Genomic DNA, 18,204 nt, shown 5'->3' with positions numbered 1-18,204 from the left:
TCGCCGCCCGGAATCGCGGCGAGCCACGAACCGGCCGGTCAACCCCACCCTCATCCCACCGACTAGGATCGAATGCCGTGACCTTGCGCCTTTTTGACACCGACACGCGGACCATGCGGGAATTCACCCCGCTGGTCCCCGGCCGTGCCTCGGTGTATCTGTGTGGTGCCACCGTGCAGGGTCAGCCCCATATCGGGCATGTGCGCAGCGGCGTCGCCTTCGACGTGCTGCGCCGCTGGCTGCTGGCACACGACTACGACGTGCGGTTCATCCGCAATGTCACCGATATCGACGACAAGATCCTGAACAAAGCCGCCGAGGCGGGCAGGCCGTGGTGGGAATGGGCGGCCACGCACGAGCGCGCGTTCGATTCCGCCTACGAAACCCTCGGTGTGCTGCCGCCGTCGGCCGAACCGCGCGCCACCGGGCACATCACCCAGATGGTCGCCCTGATGGAGCGGCTGATCGAGCGGGGGCACGCCTACGCCGCCGAGGGCGATGTGTACTTCGATGTGGTGAGCTGGCCGAATTACGGTGAACTCTCCGGCCACAAACTCGACGACGTGCACCAGGGCGAAACCCCCACCCGCGGCAAACGCGACCCGCGCGATTTCACCCTGTGGAAGGCCGCCAAACCCGGCGAGCCCAGCTGGCCTTCGCCGTGGGGCCCCGGTCGCCCCGGCTGGCACCTGGAATGCTCCGCGATGGCCGAGTTCTATCTCGGCCCCGAATTCGATATTCATTGCGGCGGAATGGATTTGATCTTCCCGCACCACGAGAACGAGATCGCCCAGTCGAAGGCGGCAGGCGACGGTTTCGCGCGTTACTGGCTGCACAACGGCTGGGTGACGATGGGCGGGGAGAAAATGTCGAAGTCGCTCGGCAATGTTCTCTCGGTGCCGAATGTGCTCACCCGGGTGCGGCCGGTGGAATTGCGTTTCTATCTTGGCAGCGCGCATTACCGTTCGATGCTCGAATACTCCGACAAGGCACTCGACGACGCGGTCGCTTCCTATCAGCGCATCGAAGCTTTCGTACGGCGGGTGCACGATCGGGCCGGTGCGGTGCCGGTCGGCAAATGGACCGACGCTTTCGCCGCCGCCCTCGACGACGATCTGGCGATTCCCAAGGCACTCGCCGAGATCCACCACGTGGTGCACGAGGGCAATCGCGCCATGGAATCGGGTGCGCTCGACACGGCGGCCGAACTGGCCGGGCAGGTGCGGGCGATGCTCGGCATCCTCGGCGTCGACCCGTTCGACGAACACTGGTACACCCCCGCCGACAATTCGGCGGCGCTCGACGCGCTCGACGTGCTGGTCCGCTCGGAGCTGGATCGCCGGGCGAGCGCGCGGGCCGACAAGAACTGGGCAGAAGCCGATGCCGCACGGGATCGGCTCATCGCGGCGGGTATCGAAGTCACCGATACCCCGCAGGGGCCGGAATGGTCGCTGGGCGCAGCTAGCGGAAAGGCGAACTGATGGCAGGCAATTCACAGCGACGCGGAGCGATCAGGAAGGGCGGCACCAAGAAGGGTGCTGTCGTCGGTTCCGGCGGCAGGCGCCGTCGCGGCCTCGAAGGGCGCGGCGCGACCCCGCCCGCGGTCGAACGCACCAAGCATCCCGCCGCCAAGCGCGCGGCCGCCGCGGCCAAAGCCAAAGCGGCACAGGGCCGTCCGACCGGCAAGTCCGGTGTGCCGCGCGCCGGTCGCAAGTCCGACGACGGTCCCGAGCTGGTGCTCGGCCGCAACCCGGTGCTCGAGTGCCTGCGCGCCGATGTGCCCGCGACCGCGCTCTACGTGGCGGTCGGCACCGAGAACGACGACCGCCTCACCGAAAGCGTGCAGCGCGCCGCCGACCTCGGCATCTCCATCCTCGAGGTGCCACGCACCGACCTGGACCGGTTGAGCGCCAACGGATTGCACCAGGGCGTGGCCCTGCAGGTGCCGCCGTACCGGTACGCCCACCCCGACGACCTGATGGACCGGGTGAAGTCGACCGCCGAGCCCGCACTGCTCGTCGCCCTCGACAACATCACCGACCCGCGCAACCTCGGCGCGGTCATCCGCTCGGTCGCCGCGTTCGGCGGTCAGGGTGTGGTGATCCCGCAGCGTCGCAGCGCGGCCGTCACCGCGGTGGCGTGGCGGACGAGTGCGGGTGCGGCAGCGCGTCTGCCCGTTGCCCGGGCGACCAACCTGACCCGCACGCTGAAGGACTGGGCTGCGCAGGGCATTCAGATCGTCGGCCTCGACGCGGGCGGTGACACGACCCTCGACGATTTCGACGGCAGTGTGCCGACGGTGGTGGTCGTCGGCTCCGAGGGCAAGGGCCTGTCGCGCCTGGTCCGCGAGACCTGCGACTCGATCCTGAGCATCCCGATGGCGGGGCCGGTCGAGTCGTTGAACGCTTCGGTGGCCGCTGGTGTGGTGTTGGCCGATATCGCCCGGCAGCGCCGCCTGGGCTGAGTTTGGCCGCTGTACGCCACGTCGGCAGCCTAGTTGTGGTTTGCTGACGCTGAATCGTGGTCGCACACCGTAGAATTCGGGTGTGGCGATCCCTAATCAACCGATCGGCCCGACGGTCGAGCACCCGCAGGCGAACATGATTCTCGTGCTCGGGCTGCTCAGCCCGTTCTGCTGCGGGATCTTCGGGCCGGTCGCGTGGACGCTCGGGAAGCGGGCACTCAACGAGATCGACGCTTCCTACGGTGGGCTCAGTGGGCGTCACCAGGTGCTGATCGGGTACATCGGCGGGATCATCGGCACGATTCTGATGATCTGTTTCGCGCTGCTGTACCTGGCCGGGTCCTGCAACGGGAACTTCTGAGCTAGTCGAGGCTCGGGCGTTCGCCGGGGGCGTCCCAGGCGGGCCACTCGTCGTTGACGCTGCCCGACCAGTTCGGCTGACGACGTTCCTTGAACGCCGCCATCGCCTCTCCGCCGTCGACGCTCTTGGCCACGTGCGCGTTGAGCTCGGATTCGAGCTGCCCGACCACGGCGGGGGTCATGCCGAGGCTTTCCCAGATGAGCCGCTTGGTGAGGGCCACGGGCAGTGGCGCGGAGCCACCAGCGATGTCCTCGGCGACGGCAAGAGCGGTCGGCAGCACCTCGGCGGCGGGCAGGCTGGCATTGGCCAACCCCATCGACTTGGCTTCGTCACCGTCGAAGGTGCGGCCGGTCAGCATGATGTCGGCGGCGTTGGCGAGCCCGGCCAGGCGTGGCACGGTCCAGTGCGCGTAACCGTCGGCGAGCACACCGCGCCGGACCTGGCTCAGCCCGTACACGGCGTCGTCGGCGAAATAGCGCAGATCGCACTGCAAGGCGAGCGCGAGCCCGATGCCGACGGCGTGCCCGTTCACGGCGGCGATCACCGGTTTGCGCACCTGCCACGGTGACGGGTCGAGCGTCGCGCTCGCCCCGCCCGCACCGGCCGACAGGTCGGCACCGGCGCAGAAGGCGGGTGGGGTGCCGGTGATGACGACGGCGCGGATGGCGTCGTCGGTGTCGCAGCGGCGAAGGGCCGCCCCGAGTTCGGCCGTCATGGTCGCCGTGACGGCGTTGCGCTGGGCAGGACGGTTGAGCGTGAGCACCGCGACGCCCGCGCGGACATCGACCAGCAGTTCCGAACTCATGGGATCGAATGGTACTAGCGGCCGACCAGATGTCTGCCGATCGCGTATTTGTGGACCTCGGTCGGCCCGTCGTAGAGCCGGAAGGCGCGCATGTCGCGGAACAGCATTTCCACCACGGTCTCGTCGCTGATCCCGATCCCGCCGAGCACCTGCACACACCGGTCGGTGACCTTGAACAGTTCTTCGGACACGTAAGACTTGGCCATCGACGATTCGTGCCTGGCCTGCTGTCCCTGGTCCATCAGCCAACAGGTGTGCCAGATGGTCAGCCGGCACTGGTGCAGCGCGATCTCGTTGTCCGCCAACATGAACGACACGCCCTCGTGCTGACCGATGGGTTTGCCGAAGGCGGTGCGGGTGCGCGCGTGCTCGAGCGCGATGCTCTGCGCGCGTTCGGCGGCGCCGAGCCAGCGCATGCAGTGGGTGAGCCGGGCGGGGGCCAGGCGCAACTGGGCGTAGCGCAGGGCTTGGCCGGTGCGGCCGAGCACCGCGCTCGGCGGCAGCGTCAGATTCTCGAACCGGACCACCGCGTGGCCGCCCACGTAGTTGCGGTCCATCGTGTTCATGATCCGCTCGATGACGATGCCCGGCGTGTCGGCCTCGGTGAGGAACAGTGTCTGCCCGGCGGGCAGGTGCGGGTTCTCGGCCAGGTCGGCCATGATGATCCAGGTCGCGGCGCCGTCGGCACCTGTGATGAGCCACTTCTGCCCGTCGATCACGAAGTTCTCGCCGTCGAACACGGCCCGCGTGCTGAGTTGCCCGGGGTCCGAGCCGGCCCCGCCCGGTTCGGTCATGGCGAACACCGAGCGCCGTTCCCCGCGGATCATCGGCATCAGATGCTGGTCGATCTGTTCGAGGTCGGCGATCTTGCCGAGCAGGTACATGTTGCCCTCGTCGGGCGCCGCACAGTTCATCGCGACCGGCCCCAGCGTCGACCACCCGGCCGCCTCGTACACCAGCGCCTGCTCCACGTGGCTGAGCCCGAGCCCGCCGTACTCGACGGGCGCCTGCACGGTGAGCAGCTTCTCGGCCCGTGCCAGCTCGACCAATTCGGCTCGCAACCCGTCGGTCGGCCCGTGCGCGGTGAGCCGCGGATCGCGTTCGAACGGCACGATCCGGTCGACGACGAACGCGCGCACCCGATCGCGCAGGGCGGCCAGATCCTCCGGCACCGAGAAATCGATCATGGATGAATCATCGCGCTGCCGCGCGCGGCCCGTGGCGGTTTCAGCGCACGGGCGCGAGCTTGCGCTGCCGGTGTCCGACGACGCGGCACACCAGGTAGATGGTGAACGAGATGCCGGTGACGAAGGTCGACACCGGCACGCCGGGTGCCAGCGACAGCAGCAGCCCGCCGACGGCGGCGACCTCGGCGAAGATCACCGAGAGGACGGTGGCGCGCAGGGGGCTCGACGTCACCTGTGCGGCCGCGGCGGCCGGGGTGATGAGCAGGGCGAGTACCAGCAGCGCGCCGACGATCTGCACGCCGAACGCGGCGGTGATGCCCAGCAGCACCGCGAACACCACCGACAGCGCACGCACCGGCACCCCGCGCGCCACCGCGACCTCGGGGTCGGCGCTGGCGAACAGCAGTGGCCGGTACACCACGGCGAGCACGGCCAGCACGGCGGCGGTGCAGGTGAGCAGCAGGGCGAGCCCGTCGTAGCCGACACTGGCGACCTGCCCGGTGAGCAGCGAGAACTTCGATCCGGCGCGGTCGGGGGACAGCCACAGGAACAGCACCGACAGACCGAGTCCGAACGAGAGCACCACCGCGATCACCGAATCACGTTCGCGCGCACGCGAACCCAACCAGCCGAACAACACGGCCGCGACCACCGAACCGGCGATGGCACCGAACCCGACACCGACGCCGACGAGCAGCGCCGCCGCCGCACCGGTGAGCGACAGTTCACTCGTCCCGTGCACCGCGAACGACATCTGCCTGGCCACGATGAGCGGCCCGATCAGCCCGGCGAGCAGGCCGAGCAGGGCGGCGGCGAGCAGCGCCTGCTGCACGAAGTCGTAGCCGAGCAGGTTCGCGGTGGTGCCGATGTCGAACATCGACTGGAGAACTTTGGTGAGCTTGTCCATCAGGCCAGGGCGTCCATATCGTCACCGGTGCCGACGACCACGAGCCGCCCGCGCACCCGCAGTACCTCCACCTCGGTCCCGTAGAGCTCCGAGAGGGTCTGCGAGGTCATCACCTCGTCGGGTGTGCCGATCCGGAACTCGCCGTCGACCAGGTACAGCACCCGGTCGACCAGCGGCAGGATCGGATTGAGCTCATGGGTCACGAACAGCACGGCGGTGTCGTGTTCGCGGCGGCGCTTGTCGATCAGTTCGGCCACGAGGCGCTGGTTGGCCAGGTCGAGGCTGAGCAGGGGTTCGTCGCACAGCAGTACCGAGGGATCACCGACGAGCGCCTGGGCCACCCGCAACCGCTGCTGTTCGCCACCCGACAGCGATTCGAGCGGGGCATGCGCGAACTTCTGCGCGCCGACCGCGGCGATGGCGGCCTCGACCTGCTCGACCCGCTCCCGGCGTTTGCGCCACCCGAGCCCCCAGCGGTGTCCGTCCACGCCGAGCCCGACCAGATCCACGCCGCGCAACAGCACCCCGGCATCGATCGTCTTCTGCTGCGGGATGTACCCGATACCGGGATTGCCCACCCCGGCTCGCCGCCCGGCGATCTCCGCGCTGCCCGCGGTGAGCCCGAGCGTGCCGAGCAGGACTCGTAACAGCGAGGTCTTACCGGAACCGTTCGGGCCGAGCACCGCGATGAACTCACCGGGCGAAACCTCGAGATCGAGGTCGCTCCACAGAGTGCGTTCGCCGAACGACATCGTGGCCGAGCGCAACCGGATCGCCGGATCCGCTTGCGCGTCTGCCACGCCTGCGGCAGACGCGCCGGTCGTGCCGGGCGCCGACAGTGCGGTTGCGTCGGTCATGAGGTCCTCGATCGGGTTCGAGCGTCAGCGCAGAGCCGCGGCCAGCGCCTTGGCATTGGCCGTCTGCCACTGCACGTAGTCGACGCCCTCGGGCAGCGTCTCGGTCACCTCGACCACCGTCACACCGGCAGCCTGCGCGGCCGCGCGCAGGTCCTGGGTGACCTTGTCCTGGGTCTGGGTGTTGTAGATCAGGGCCTTGACCTGCTTGCCGGTGATGAGGTCGCGGGTGGCGGCGACGGCGGCCGGGGACGGGTCGGTCTCCTGCTCGATCGCTTCCTGGAACTCGTGCGGAGTCTTGTCCTGTGCCTTGGCGGCCAGCAGCAGGTAGTGCGCCAGCGGCTCGGACTGGGCGACGGCCGCGTTCGGCGTCTGCGCCGCGATGGCGCCGGTGATGGTGCTGATGCCCATCAGCTGGTTCTTGAAGGCGACGGCACGCTCGGTGTAGGCGTCCTTGTGCGGCGCGTCGATCTCGCCGAGTTCGGCGGCGATGCGGTCGGCGACGGCGGCGACGGTGGTGACGTCGTACCAGACGTGCTCGTTCTCGTCGCTCTTGTCGGTGCGCTCCTCGAACGCCTCGACGGTCCGCTTGTCCTTACCGGAGATGGCTTGCTCGATGAACTCGTCGTAGTGGCCGCCGTTGAACACCACCAGCTCGGCATCGCTGACCTTCGCGGTATCGCTCGCCGAGGTCTCGAACGAATGCGGGTCGGCGGCCGGATCGGTGATGATGGCGCTGACCTGGGCGTCCGGTCCGGCGACCGCGCCGGCGACCGAGCCCCACACATCGGTGGATGCCACGATCGATGGGGTGCCGGATTCCTCGGAGCCACCGCCGCAGGCCGTCAGGACGGCGGCGACCGCCACTCCCGCCGTGAGACCGGCACACGCACGGGCGATTCGACTGTTCACGCGGGACTCCTGGGGCAAACCACGACCCGACTACACATGGTTGTGCGTCAGATCATAATGGAAATCGTTACCGTTTTAGATTAGCAGGAACGATGCTGGCCCGTGAACCAGGCCGCCTACCGACAACGGCCGGCGTTCCCCGCATGGAGAACGCCGGCCGCGTGCCGGAACTTCCCGCGCTTACATCTGGCCCGACGAGACCGGCAGGCGCGACTGCTGGCTCAGCAACTGGGCGCAGCGCAGCAGGCCGAGGTGGCTGTAGGCCTGCGGGTGATTGCCGAGGGAGCGCTCGGCGACGGGGTCGTACTCCTCGCTGAGCAGACCGGTCGGGCCGGCCGCGGCGACGAGCTGCGTGAACAACGCCTCGGCGTCGGAACGGCGGCCGATCAGCAGGTACGCCTCGACCAGCCAGGCGGCGCACAGGTGGAAACCGCCTTCACCGCCGGGCAGCCCGTCGTCGTGGTGGTAGCGGTAAACCGTCGCGCCGCTGCGCAATTCGGCCTCGGTGGCCACGACCGTCGCCGCGAAACGCGGGTCGGCGGGGTCGATCAGGCCGCTGAGGCCGATGTGCAGGGTGGCCGCGTCCAGATCGGTGCCGTCGTAGGCAGCGGTGTAGGACTGCACCTCCTCGTTCCAGCCCTTGGCCTTCACCTCCTCGGCGATCGTGTCGCGCAGGGTCACCCATTCGGGATCGATGGCGCGATCGAAACGCTGAGCGAGGGTGAGCGCGCGGTCGACGGTGAGCCAGCCCATCACCTTCGAGTACACGTGGTGCCGCGGGTTGCCGCGGATCTCCCAGATGCCGTGGTCGGGTTCGGTCCAGCGCCGCTGCACCGCGGAGACCATGGCGTGCACCAGTTCCCAGTCGGCGTCGGGCAGTGCCTCGGCCGCGTCGGTGGCGCCCTGGCGTTCCCGTTCCTGCGCCAGGGTGGTGATGAGGTCGACGATCGGGCCGAACACATCGAGCTGCACCTGCATATTGGCCGCGTTGCCCACGCGCACCGGCCGCGAACCGGCGTATCCGGGCAGCAGGTCGATGACGGCCTCGGGCGGCAGTGTTTCGCCGTAGATCGTGTACAGCGGGTGCAGCCGCTCCGGGCCGGGCAGGGTGGCGAGCACCTTGTGCACCCAGTCCAGGAATTCCTCGGCCTCGGTGAGCGAGCCGAGCGTCACCAGTGCCTGCGCGGTGAGCGAGGCGTCGCGCAGCCAGCAGTAGCGGTAGTCCCAGTTGCGCACGCCGCCGATGTCCTCGGGCAGCGAGGTGGTCGCGGCGGCGAGGATCGATCCGGACGGGCGGTGTACGAGCCCGCGCAGGGTCAGCGCCGAACGCTTCATCAGATCGGGCTTGAGCGGCGGCAGCTGCAGGCCGCTCGCCCACTCGGTCCAGTACCGCTCGGCCAGCTGACGACGCTGCGACTCCGGCGTCATCGACGGCGCGAGATCGGCCGTACCGCAGCGCAATTCGAGGACGATCGGCGCCACGGCCGGGTCGACCACGGCGCGCGCCTGCTCGCTGATGCCGTCGGAGGTGATCTCCCACTGCACGCCGGGGGAGCGGAGCACCATCGGATCATTGGTGCCGCTCACCCGAAGCCCGTTGTGCACGGCCTCGATTCGCACCGGCACCTGCCCGAACTCCGGCCGCGGCGCGAAGTGCACGACGGCCTTGGCGGTACCGGTGATGACGCGGGTCAGGTCGGTGCGGTTGGGGGTCACGTCGTGGGGCAGGTAGTCGGCCACTTGCAAACTGGCCCAGCGGGTTTCGACGGTCATGGTGCCGTCGACATAGCGCTGCGACAGCGGCAGGCTCGGACGCTCCGGTGCCACCGAGAAGTGACCGGCCGCCGACCCGCCGAGCAGGTGCGCGAACACCGCAGCCGAATCGGGTTCGGGGTGGCAGAACCAGGTGACGGTGGCATCGGGGGTGAGCAGGGCGACCGAGCGCGGGCTGGCGAGCATGCTCAGCCGCTCGATACGCGGTGCGCTGGCACCGGCGAGCCAGGTACGCCGCTCCTCGACGAGGAAGGCCAGCGCGCGCGCCACGTCCTCGGTGGAGTCGACGCGCAGCTTGGCCAGACTCTCGCCCTCGCCGACCTTGATGCCGACGTCGGGACCCGACAGCACCCGGAAGGCCTTCTCGTCGGTGACGTCGTCGCCGAAGAACACAGCGGCCGAGGCACTTTCCTGGTGCCGGATGGTGTCGAGCGCGGTGCCCTTGTCGGTGGGGATCACCGCGAGTTCGATCACCGCCTTGCCCTCGGTGACCTGCACACCCACCCAGCACGCCGGGCCCTGGCGCGCGGCATTCAGTGCGCGCCTGCCGATTTCGGGGCTGGCGTTGCGCACGTGCAGTGCGGCGCTGGCCGGTTTCATCTCCACGGTGACGCCGGGGTTGTCGGCGGCGATCTCGGCGAAGGCGGCGTGGATCTCGGAGAGCAGTTGCTTGGCGTCGTTGTCGATGGCGTGCACGAAGCCGACATCGAACTCGGAGCCGTGACTACCGATCAGTTGTACCTCGACGGGGAGCCGCGACAGCGCGGCGAGGTCACGCAGGGCTCGGCCGGAGATCACCGCTGCCGTCGTATTGGTCAGCCCCGCGAGCGCGCGTAGCGCACTCACCGATTCCCGTTGGGGAAACGCTTTCGACGGGTCGGACACGATCGGGGCGATTGTCCCGTCGTAGTCCGAGGCGACCAATAGCCGTGGCACTCGTGCGACCGACGCCAGTGCACGGCGGACATCCAAGGGCAGTTCCTGTGCGCTCACGCATCCAACCTAGTGATGGGAGGAGTGGATCAGGGGGCGCCAAAAACAATACTGGGTCAATTCTCGCGCGCGAGCGGCGCGGCGGGTTGTGCGCACGAGTGTCGTCCGGGTAGTCCGCGACCTCGCGGCTAATCCCGTCGGTCCTCGTCCGGCCGTACCGACGGGTAAGCAGGGGTTATCCGCGATCGCCCAGCAACAGGTCGACGGTGAGCTCGAGGCGCTCGGTGACGTCGGTCGCAGAGGCGCGCCTGGTGAGCCACGCCACCAGATTCGACAGCCACACATCGGAGATCACGCGGGCGATGGCGAGCTGACGCTCGGTCGGTTCGCCGTCGGCGATGGCGCGGGCGAACACCCGGTCCATCACCTTGCCCACGCGGTCCACTTCGGCGGCGGCGGAGGCGTCGGCGAACATGAACGCGCGCGTCATGGCTTCGGTGAGCAGCGGGTCGCGCTGCATCATCCGGGTGATCTGGGTGAGCAGGCCGTGCATGCGCTCGGACGGGCCGTCGCCCGCCAGCGGCTTGCGCTTGCTCTCGAACTGCTCGAATTCCCTTGCCAGAGCGGACACCAGCAGGTGGACCTTGGAGGGGAAGTAGCGGTAGAGGGTGCCGACGGCCACGTCGGCGCGTTCGGCGACCGCGCGCATCTGCACCGCGTCGTAGCCGCCCTTGGAGGCGAGCGCGAGGGTGGCGTCGAGGATGCGCTTGCGGCGTTCACGCTGCGCGGTGGAACTCAGCTCCTCTTCGGACAGCGTTGTCACGGTGGGCGTTGGTGCGGGACTGTCCATCGTGGAAACCCTTTCGCTGAGTACGGCAGGAGAACATGGTTGCCGGTGAAGGTCTCTTGACTTACACCCGCCCCGGATATTAGAACATGTTCTAGGAGTGGGAGCCACGCCGGAAGGGCGGTTTTTCTTGTGACCATCGCCACCACTGACGAGCATAAAGCCGCCGCGGCCTCCCTGCGGAGCTGGGCGAGCTCGGCGGCGCCGATTGCAACAATGCGGGCGGGCGGTAGCTGGCGCGAGTGCTGGCCCGCACTTGCCGAGTTCGGGTTGTTCCAGGTAGCGCTCGACGACGATCACGGCGGACTCGGCGGCACCGTCGCCGACCTCGCCGTGCTGCTGGAACAGACGGCCGACGACCTGGTGAACGGTCCGGTGCTCGCCACCGCGCTGGCGGGCCTGGTCACCGGCGCGGCCGACGGGACGCCCTGTGGTGTCGCGCTGCCCGATGCGGCGTCGGGTGCGGCGACGGGTTCGGATGCCGAGGGCTGGAAGGTCGGCGGCACTTGGGAATTCGTCTACGGAGCCGATGCGGACACGCAGGTGCTCGTGCCTGCCGAGACCGCCGACGGCATCCGCTGGTTCGTGCTCACCGACGCGACGATCACGCCGCTGTCCGGCGGTGATCCGACGGTGCCGCTCGCCCGGGTGACCGCCGAGAGTGCCACCGCGGCACGGGGTTTCGCGCCGTCGTTCGACGTCACCGATCTGTTCGTCACCCTCGCGGCCGCCGAACTGGCCGGGCTGGCCGGCTGGTGCCTGCGCACGGCCGTCGACTACGCCAAGGTGCGTGAGCAGTTCGGCAAGCCGATCGGCAGCTTCCAGGCGATCAAGCACCTGTGCGCCTGGATGCTGTGCCGCACCGAACTGATCCGCGCGGTCGCCGCCGATGCCGCCGACGCCTTCGACGCCGGTGGCGAAGAGCTGCCGATCGCGGCCGCTGTCGCCGCGGCCTGCGCGCTCGACGCGGCCGTCGACACCGCCAAGGACGCCATCCAGGTGCTCGGCGGCATCGGCTTCACCTGGGAACACGACGCGCACTTCTACCTGCGCCGGGCAAGTTCGCTGCGGCAGTTGCTCGGCGGGTCGGCGCGCTGGCGGGCCCGGGTCGCCGAACTCACCCGCGACGGGCAGCGCAGGACCACCGGCGCCGAGCGCGTCCTCGGTGGCGCCGAGGGCGACACCGCGTTGTCGGCCGAGATCGCCACCATCGCCGCGCTCCCGGTGGCCGAACGCCCGCGCGCACTGGCGGACGCGGGCCTGATCATGCCGCACTGGCCGAAACCCTATGGGCGAGGCGCGGATCCGATGACCTGCCTACAGATCGCCGAACAGCTGCGCCGTGCCGAGGTGGAAACCCCGGACCTGGCGGTCGCCGGTTGGGCCGTGCCGACACTGCTTCGCTTCGGCACCGAGGAGCAGATCGAGCGCTTCGTCTGGCCGACCCTGCACGGCGAGGTGATCTGGTGCCAGCTGTTCAGTGAGCCGGGCGCCGGGTCCGACCTGGCCGCCCTTCGTACTTCCGCCGAGCGGGTCGAGGGCGGCTGGGTGCTGCGCGGTCAGAAGGTGTGGACCTCGCTCGGATCCACCGCGAACTGGGGCATCTGCCTGGCCCGCACCGATCCGTCCGCGCCCAAGCACCGCGGTATCAGCTATTTCCTCGTCGACATGCGCGCCGCGGGCGTGCAGGTGCGCCCGCTGGTGCAGATCACCGGCGAGGAGAAGTTCAGCGAGGTGTTCCTCGACGACGTGTTCGTGCCCGACAACTGCCTGGTCGGCGCGCTGAACAACGGCTGGAAGATCGCCCGCGCCACCCTGTCGGCCGAGCGGGTCGCCATGGGTGGTGGCGGGATCGGTGGTGCGCTGGAAGCGCTGCTCGCCGGTTTCCCGCCAGGTGGATGGGGAACAGAACTGCGCGAGGATCATTTCGGCGCCCTGATCACCACCTCGATTGCTGGAACTTTGCTGGATCAGCGGATCGCGGCGGCCACCGTGGCCGGAGCCGATGCGGGCGCCCAGGCGGCCGTCCGCAAACTCGTCGGTGTCCGGTACCGGCAGGAGCTCGCGGAATATGCACTGGAACTTTCCGGCCGGGAAGGTTCCCTGGATAGCGACGTTCTGAAAGAATTCTTGCTCACACGCTGTCTCTCCATCGCGGGCGGTACCGAGCAGATCCTGTTGACCGTGGCGGCCGAACGGATTCTCGGTATGCCGCGCGATGCGGACAGTTAGCTCGAAGGAGGACGCCGTGGATTTCACCCGCGACGAAAGTGCCGATGCCGTAGCCGAGGTTGTCGTGAGCCTGCTCGAACGTGAGCCCGCCCGCGACATGGAATTGTGGCCGAGTCTCATCGATTCGGGCCTGCTCGCGGTCCCCGTACCCGAGCGGTTCGGCGGTGACGGAATGGGCTTGCCCGAGGTGGCGGCCCTGCTGATGGAACTGGCCACCGATGCGGCGGCGGTCCCCGCACTGCCGACCTTCGGGTTCGGTGTGCTTCCGCTGCTGCCCGTGCTGCCCGATCGCCTGGGCGAACGTGTGCTCGCCGAGATCGGCAAGGGCACCGTGCTCACGGCCGCGCTCAACGAACCGGGCGCGCCGTTCACCACCGCGCCGACGACCAAGGCCGTGCGCGACGGTGACACCGTGCGCGTCACGGGCCGCAAGACCGGCGTGCTCTACGCCGAACAGGCGCGCTGGATTCTGGTGCCGACCGATGCCGGAGTCGCCCTGATCGACGGGGTCGCCCCCGGCCTCGAGGTGATCCCGGTGACCGGTTCGGCGGGCGTCCCCGAGGCCTCGCTCGTCCTCGACGACGTGGAGATCCCCGCCGAGCAGCTCCTGCCCGACGCGCTGCCCGGCCTGCACCGCTATGCCGTCGCCTGCCTCGGCGCGGTGGCCGACGGACTGCTCAAGGGCGCTGTCACCCTGACCGCCGAACACGTGCGGACCAGGGAGCAGTTCGGCAGGCCGCTGGCGGAGTTCCAGGCGGTCGCCCAGCAGATCGCCGACCTGTACGTGGTGTCGCGCACCCTGCACGTGGCCGCCGAGTCGGCGTGTTGGGCGCTGGCACAGAACGACGCCTCATCCGAGCATCAGGACCGCATCGACGAAGACCTCGCCGTGCTCGCGTACTGGGCGGCAGCCGAGGTGCCGCGCGCCATGCAGCAGTGCCATCACCTGCACGGGGGGCTCGGTGTCGACATCACCCACCCGATGCACCGGTATTACTCACAGGCCAAGGATCTCGCGCGGCTGCTCGGCGGCGCGGATCTGCGGCTCGACCTCCTGGGAGCCAGATGTTCATCGATCTGACCGCCGAGCAGCGGCGGTTGCGCGAGGAATTGCGTTCCTATTTCGCCGATCTCGTCACGCCCGAAGAACACGCCGAGATGGCGATCAATCGGCACGGCGACGCCTACCGCGAGGTGGTTCGCCGGATGGGCCGCGACGGCTGGCTCGGTGTCGGCTGGCCGAAGGAGTTCGGCGGGCAGGGTTTCGGCCCGATGGAACAGCAGATCTTCTTCAACGAGGCGGTGCGCGCCGATGTGCCGTTGCCGCTGGTGACCTTGCTGACCGTCGGCCCGACGCTGCAGAAGTACGGCACCGATGCGCAGAAGAAGAAGTTCCTGCCCGGAATCCTCTCCGGCGACATCCATTTCGCCATCGGCTACTCCGAGCCCTCGGCGGGCACCGACCTGGCCGCACTGCGCACCACCGCGGTACGTGACAGCGACGGCGACTGGATCGTCAACGGGCAGAAGATCTTCACCACCGGCGCCCACGAGGCCGACTACGTGTGGCTGGCCTGCCGCACCGGCACGGTCGAATCCCGCCACCGCGGCATCACGATCCTCATCGTCGACACCAAGGATCCCGGCTATTCGTGGACGCCGATCATCACCTGCGACGGCGCCCACCACACCAACGCCACCTACTTCGACGACGTGCGGGTGCCCGCCGACATGCTGGTCGGCGAGGAGAACCGGGGCTGGCGGCTGATCACCACCCAGCTCAACCACGAGCGGGTGAGCCTCGGCCCGTCGGGCAAGATCGAACAGCTCTACGACCGCCTGCGTGACTGGTCGGCGGCGCGCGAGCTGCTGACCAGTCCGGATGTGCGCCGCGCGCTCGCCCGGGTGCGGACCATGGTGCGGCTCAACGAATTGCTGAACTGGCAGGTCGCCGCCGCCGACCCCGCCGCCGCGCAGAACACCGTCATCGCCGATGCCTCGGCGACCAAGGTGTTCTCCACCGAGGCGTTGCAGGAAGCCGGTCGGCTGGTGGAGGAGGTCGTCGGCCGCTACGGCGACCCCGCCGATCCCGACACGGCCGAGCTGCTGGCCTGGCTCGACCGGCGGACCAAACAGAACCTCGTCGTCACCTTCGGTGGCGGCGTCAACGAGATCATGCGCGAACTGGTGGCCTCGGCCGGCCTGGAACTGCCGCGCGTGCCCCGATGAACCAGGAGCGGCGTGTGCCGGAAACTGCTGTGCCCGAGGATATCCAGGCGGGCCTGACCGCGCTGGTCGCGGCGGGGGAGAGCGCTCCCCGCGTCGGCCGCGACCCGGTGAACCAGCCGATGATCCACAACTGGGTGGAGGCCATCGGCGACACCAACCCGATCTATGTCGACGAGGCCGCCGCCAAGGCCGCCGGTCACCCCGGCATCGTCGCCCCGCCCGCCATGGCGCAGGTCTGGACGATGACCGGCCTGCACGGCGAGCGCGCCGCCGACGATCCCATCGGCCGCGTCAACGAACTGCTCGACGCGGCGGGCTGCACCTCCGTCGTCGGCACCAACTGCGAGCAGACCTACCACCGGTACCTGCGTCCGGGCGAGGAGGTGACGGTCACCAGCCGTCTCTCGGAGTTCAAGGGGCCCAAGCGAACCGGGCTCGGCGACGGCTGGTTCCTCACCTTCACCACCACCTGGACGGTCGGTGACGAGGTGGTCACCGAGATGCTGTTCCGGATCCTGAAATACGCACCGGCCGCCCACTCGCCCGCCGATGCCGCCGCCACCTCGACGGACACGGTCGAGGTCGCGCCCGCCGAGCGGGTGGGCCCGGTGATCTCCCGCGACACCGAGTTCTTCTGGGCCGGAACGCAAGCCGGTGAACTGCGCATCCAGCGTCTGCCCGACGGCACGCTGCGGCACCCGCCGATTCCGGCGCTGTGGCAGGACAAGGCCGAGCCGACCGATTACGTCGTCGCGGCGGGCACCGGCACGGTGTTCAGCTTCGTCGTGCATCACGCGCCGAAGGTGCCCGGCCGGGAGTTGCCGTTCGTGGTCGCGCTGGTCGAACTCGACGAGGGTGTGCGGATGCTCGGTGAACTGCGCGGCATCGACCCGGCCGAGGTCGCCATCGACCTGCCGGTGCGCGTGGCCTTCGAAAAGCTGGCCGACGGCACCGTGCTGCCGTATTGGCAGGCCGAGCGGTGAGCGCGGCACCTCGCGCTTGATCCGCCCAGCCATCGCGGAACAGTGCGCGGGGTGCGCCGAGTCGACTCGCTCTGCCCGTCCGGAAAGGACCCGCTCGTGACAACCACCATCGATCCCGCCGCTCTCGCGGTGGGAACCACCCTGCCGGAGTTGGTGATCCATGCCGATCCCACCTTCGTGATCAGTACCGCCCTGGCCACCAGGGACTTCCAGGACGTGCACCACGACCGCGACAAGGCCGTGCAGCGCGGTTCCGACGACATCTTCGTCAACATCCTCACCGACACCGGTCTGGTGCAGCGTTTCGTCACCGACTGGGCCGGACCGCGCGCCCGGGTGAAGTCGATCGCGCTGCGTCTCGGGGTTCCGCTGTACGCCGGTGACACGCTGACCCTCTCGGGCACCGTCACCGACATCGATGACACCCTGATCACCATCGACGTCCGTGGCCGCGACAGCCTCGGTGAGCACATCATCGCCACCTCGGTCATCGCCGTCCCCGATCTGGAGCCGAAATGAGCACGCTGTCCGGCCGCGCGGCCGTCGTCGGTATCGGTGCCACCGACTTCTCCAAGGACTCCGGCCGCAGCGAATTGCGGTTGGCCGCGGAGGCGGTCACCGCTGCCCTGGCCGACGCGGGTCTCACTCCCGCCGATGTCGACGGCCTGACCACCTTCACCATGGACACCAACACCCAGGCCGCCGTGGCCAGGGCGGTCGGCATCCCGAACCTGAAGTTCTTCAGCCACATCGGGTACGGCGGCGGCGCGGCGTGTGCGACCGTGCAGCAGGCGGCCATGGCGGTGGCCACCGGTGTGGCCGACGTGGTGGTCGCCTACCGCGCGTTCAACGAACGCTCCGGCGCCCGCTTCGGCCAGTTCTCACCCGCGCTCGCCGCCGCGCCGACGTCCTCGGGGATCGACGCGGGCTGGGCCTATCCCCAGGGTCTCGGGACACCCGCCGCGCAGGTGGCGATGGTCGCGCGCCGGTACATGCACGTCACCGGTGCGACCAGCGCCGACTTCGGGAAGGTGGCCGTCGCCGATCGCAAGCACGCCGCGGTGAACCCGAACGCCTTCTTCTACGGCAAGCCGATCACGCTGGAACAGCACCAGGATTCGCGCTGGATCGCCGAGCCGCTGCACCTGCTCGACTGCTGTCAGGAATCCGACGGCGGTGTCGCGATCGTGGTCACCAGCGTCGAACGCGCCCGTGACCTGCCGCAGCGTCCTGCCGTCGTCGCCGCCGCCGCCCAGGGCAGCGGCCCCGACCAGTACGTGATGACCAGCTACTACCGCGACGCCATGACGGGCCTGCCCGAAATGGGCCTGGTCGGCGAACAGCTCTGGGCGCAAAGCGGTTTCACCGCCGCCGACATGCAGGCCGCCATCCTCTACGACCACTTCACCCCCTTCGTCCTCATGCAACTCGAGGAACTGGGTTTCTGTGGTCGCGGCGAAGCCAAGGACTTCATCGCCGACGGCGCCATCGAACTCGGCGGCCGCCTACCCCTCAACACCCACGGCGGCCAGCTCGGCGAGGCCTACATCCACGGCATGAACGGCATCGCCGAAGCGGTCCGCCAGATCCGTGGTACCTCGGTGAACCAGGTCGACGACCTGGAACGCATCGTCGTCACCGCGGGCACCGGCGTCCCCACCTCCGGATTGGTGCTCACCGCCTGAGTTTTCGCGCCGGGGTGACTCAGCGCACCTGT

16 protein-coding genes are annotated in these 18,204 nt (G+C 69.1%); 9 read left to right on the top strand and 7 right to left on the bottom strand.

The features are described from left to right. Positions 1-77: 77 nt before the first annotated feature. The 3 genes from cysS (at position 78) to AB0I19_RS15895 (ending at position 2,825) form a co-directional block, all read left to right on the top strand. Positions 78-1,481, top strand: coding sequence for a cysteine--tRNA ligase (gene cysS, locus AB0I19_RS15905; protein WP_067495651.1), 1,404 nt, complete (start codon positions 78-80; stop codon positions 1,479-1,481). Beyond that, positions 1,481-2,464 carry a 23S rRNA (guanosine(2251)-2'-O)-methyltransferase RlmB gene (rlmB, locus tag AB0I19_RS15900; RefSeq protein WP_067495648.1) on the top strand — a complete coding sequence of 328 codons (984 nt, stop codon included), beginning with the start codon at positions 1,481-1,483 and terminating at the stop codon, positions 2,462-2,464. Before cysS ends, rlmB begins: the two co-directional genes overlap by 1 nt. 82 nt (positions 2,465-2,546) lie before the next feature. Next, on the top strand, positions 2,547-2,825 hold the full coding sequence (locus tag AB0I19_RS15895; protein WP_067495645.1) for a hypothetical protein: 279 nt from the start codon (positions 2,547-2,549) through the stop codon (positions 2,823-2,825). Position 2,826: 1 nt separating this feature from the next. Here AB0I19_RS15895 and AB0I19_RS15890 read toward each other — a convergent pair whose 3' ends face one another. The 7 genes from AB0I19_RS15890 to kstR form a co-directional block, all read right to left on the bottom strand. Next, a complete protein-coding gene (locus AB0I19_RS15890) occupies positions 2,827-3,630 on the bottom strand; it encodes an enoyl-CoA hydratase-related protein (RefSeq protein WP_067640613.1) in 804 nt (267 codons plus the stop codon). A 14-nt stretch (positions 3,631-3,644) separates the two neighbouring features. Then, positions 3,645-4,817 carry an acyl-CoA dehydrogenase family protein gene (locus AB0I19_RS15885; RefSeq protein WP_357149171.1) on the bottom strand — a complete coding sequence of 391 codons (1,173 nt, stop codon included), beginning with the start codon at positions 4,815-4,817 and terminating at the stop codon, positions 3,645-3,647. A 40-nt stretch (positions 4,818-4,857) separates the two neighbouring features. Continuing rightward, positions 4,858-5,724: a metal ABC transporter permease gene (locus AB0I19_RS15880; RefSeq protein ID WP_084457235.1), complete on the bottom strand. Its 867-nt coding sequence runs from the start codon at positions 5,722-5,724 to the stop codon at positions 4,858-4,860. Continuing rightward, a complete protein-coding gene (locus AB0I19_RS15875; protein WP_357149397.1) occupies positions 5,724-6,476 on the bottom strand; it encodes a metal ABC transporter ATP-binding protein in 753 nt (250 codons plus the stop codon). Before AB0I19_RS15875 ends, AB0I19_RS15880 begins: the two co-directional genes overlap by 1 nt. Positions 6,477-6,605: 129 nt before the next feature. Then, positions 6,606-7,490, bottom strand: coding sequence for a zinc ABC transporter substrate-binding protein (locus tag AB0I19_RS15870; protein WP_357149168.1), 885 nt, complete (start codon positions 7,488-7,490; stop codon positions 6,606-6,608). Positions 7,491-7,670: 180 nt separating this feature from the next. Further along, complete coding sequence (gene otsB, locus AB0I19_RS15865; protein WP_357149165.1) at positions 7,671-10,256, bottom strand: trehalose-phosphatase; 2,586 nt, start codon at positions 10,254-10,256, stop codon at positions 7,671-7,673. A 175-nt stretch (positions 10,257-10,431) separates the two neighbouring features. Then, entirely contained in the window at positions 10,432-11,046 is a 615-nt protein-coding gene (kstR, locus tag AB0I19_RS15860) for a cholesterol catabolism transcriptional regulator KstR (protein WP_067495630.1), read from the bottom strand. A 129-nt stretch (positions 11,047-11,175) separates the two neighbouring features. On the opposite strand from kstR, the gene AB0I19_RS15855 reads away from it, so the two are divergent. The 6 genes from AB0I19_RS15855 to AB0I19_RS15830 all read left to right on the top strand — a co-directional run bounded on the left by AB0I19_RS15855 (position 11,176) and on the right by AB0I19_RS15830 (position 18,172). After that, on the top strand, positions 11,176-13,275 hold the full coding sequence (locus AB0I19_RS15855; RefSeq protein ID WP_357149161.1) for an acyl-CoA dehydrogenase: 2,100 nt from the start codon (positions 11,176-11,178) through the stop codon (positions 13,273-13,275). A 16-nt stretch (positions 13,276-13,291) separates the two neighbouring features. Further along, positions 13,292-14,356 (top strand): acyl-CoA dehydrogenase family protein, encoded by a 1,065-nt coding sequence (locus AB0I19_RS15850; RefSeq protein WP_357149158.1) that lies wholly within the window; start codon positions 13,292-13,294, stop codon positions 14,354-14,356. After that, positions 14,341-15,504 (top strand): acyl-CoA dehydrogenase family protein, encoded by a 1,164-nt coding sequence (locus AB0I19_RS15845; protein ID WP_357149155.1) that lies wholly within the window; start codon positions 14,341-14,343, stop codon positions 15,502-15,504. The genes AB0I19_RS15850 and AB0I19_RS15845 overlap by 16 nt, the downstream gene beginning before the upstream one ends. A gap of 14 nt (positions 15,505-15,518) precedes the next feature. Then, positions 15,519-16,487 carry a MaoC family dehydratase N-terminal domain-containing protein gene (locus AB0I19_RS15840; RefSeq protein ID WP_357149152.1) on the top strand — a complete coding sequence of 323 codons (969 nt, stop codon included), beginning with the start codon at positions 15,519-15,521 and terminating at the stop codon, positions 16,485-16,487. A 96-nt stretch (positions 16,488-16,583) separates the two neighbouring features. Further along, complete coding sequence (locus AB0I19_RS15835; protein ID WP_067640627.1) at positions 16,584-17,006, top strand: MaoC family dehydratase; 423 nt, start codon at positions 16,584-16,586, stop codon at positions 17,004-17,006. Beyond that, entirely contained in the window at positions 17,003-18,172 is a 1,170-nt protein-coding gene (locus tag AB0I19_RS15830) for a lipid-transfer protein (RefSeq protein ID WP_357149148.1), read from the top strand. The genes AB0I19_RS15835 and AB0I19_RS15830 overlap by 4 nt, the downstream gene beginning before the upstream one ends. The last annotated feature ends 32 nt before the right edge of the window (positions 18,173-18,204 follow it).

Source organism: Nocardia sp. NPDC050413 (assembly GCF_040655475.1).
Taxonomy (GTDB): Bacteria; Actinomycetota; Actinomycetes; order Mycobacteriales; family Mycobacteriaceae; genus Nocardia; species Nocardia coubleae.
This window is presented reverse-complemented; position numbering and strand designations above follow the sequence as displayed.

Bases quoted from the DNA above. Each gene is read 5' to 3' on its own strand.
- rlmB (WP_067495648.1), top strand. From the start codon at position 1,481: ATGGCAGGCAATTCACAGCGACGCGGAGCGATCAGGAAGGGCGGCACC.
- AB0I19_RS15890 (WP_067640613.1), bottom strand. From the start codon at position 3,630: ATGAGTTCGGAACTGCTGGTCGATGTCCGCGCGGGCGTCGCGGTGCTC.
- AB0I19_RS15885 (WP_357149171.1), bottom strand. From the start codon at position 4,817: ATGATCGATTTCTCGGTGCCGGAGGATCTGGCCGCCCTGCGCGATCGG.
- AB0I19_RS15880 (WP_084457235.1), bottom strand. From the start codon at position 5,724: ATGGACAAGCTCACCAAAGTTCTCCAGTCGATGTTCGACATCGGCACC.
- AB0I19_RS15875 (WP_357149397.1), bottom strand. From the start codon at position 6,476: ATGTCGTTCGGCGAACGCACTCTGTGGAGCGACCTCGATCTCGAGGTT.
- kstR (WP_067495630.1), bottom strand. From the start codon at position 11,046: ATGGACAGTCCCGCACCAACGCCCACCGTGACAACGCTGTCCGAAGAG.
- AB0I19_RS15845 (WP_357149155.1), top strand. From the start codon at position 14,341: ATGTTCATCGATCTGACCGCCGAGCAGCGGCGGTTGCGCGAGGAATTG.
- AB0I19_RS15830 (WP_357149148.1), top strand. From the start codon at position 17,003: ATGAGCACGCTGTCCGGCCGCGCGGCCGTCGTCGGTATCGGTGCCACC.